Raw genomic sequence first — 531 nt, 5'->3', positions numbered from 1 at the left:
CACCGATGGGGCGATCCGCCTGTTGGGGGAGCGGCCCGACGTGCGCCTAGTCGCGGCTACCGATGCGAACACGCAAGGCGAAGCATTCGTGTCGCGGCTGCGTGAGCTTGCCGGAGAACTCTCCTGCGACTTCGAACGTCTGAAGCCGCTTGCGGAGGACTGGAATGCAATGCTGAAAGACGCGACAACGGCCTGACCGGGCAGTTCGCGATCTCCAGCGCTCATGGTGCGCGGTTGAGGATCGCTGGCCCGATCGTTGCCGTCGTCATCTCGATCCGCAATCGCGCGCCAAGCCTTGACTCGGCCTCCCGCTTCGCAGCTTCAACATCGGCCCCCTCAGCCTCTGGCGTGTAGATCTCGAGGACGATCTCGCCCGTGCGTTCGTCTGCATAGGTCCCCTGCAAGCCAGGGAAATTGCCGCGCAACCACTCCAGATTGTTGCTGTGGAGCGTCTGAAGCTCTTCCCTCGTGTGCCTCTGGCCAGCGACGAACTCGACGGTCAACGGCTCCCCGCAGACCATAATTCTCTCG

2 protein-coding genes are annotated in these 531 nt (G+C 63.1%); one reads left to right on the top strand and one right to left on the bottom strand.

From position 1 onward, the window contains the following. Positions 1-196: toprim domain-containing protein (locus CEV33_RS00165; protein WP_141211507.1), on the top strand; the 196-nt coding region annotated here is incomplete at its 5' end. Positions 197-221: 25 nt separating this feature from the next. Here the strand turns inward: CEV33_RS00165 and CEV33_RS00160 are convergent. Beyond that, positions 222-531: hypothetical protein (locus CEV33_RS00160; protein ID WP_407923785.1), on the bottom strand; the 310-nt coding region annotated here is incomplete at its 5' end.

Origin of the sequence: Brucella grignonensis (assembly GCF_002252505.1) — a bacterium.
GTDB classification, from domain to species: domain Bacteria; phylum Pseudomonadota; class Alphaproteobacteria; order Rhizobiales; family Rhizobiaceae; genus Brucella; species Brucella grignonensis.
The sequence above is the reverse complement of the archived record's forward strand: the minus strand, read 5'-3'. Positions and strand labels throughout refer to the sequence as shown.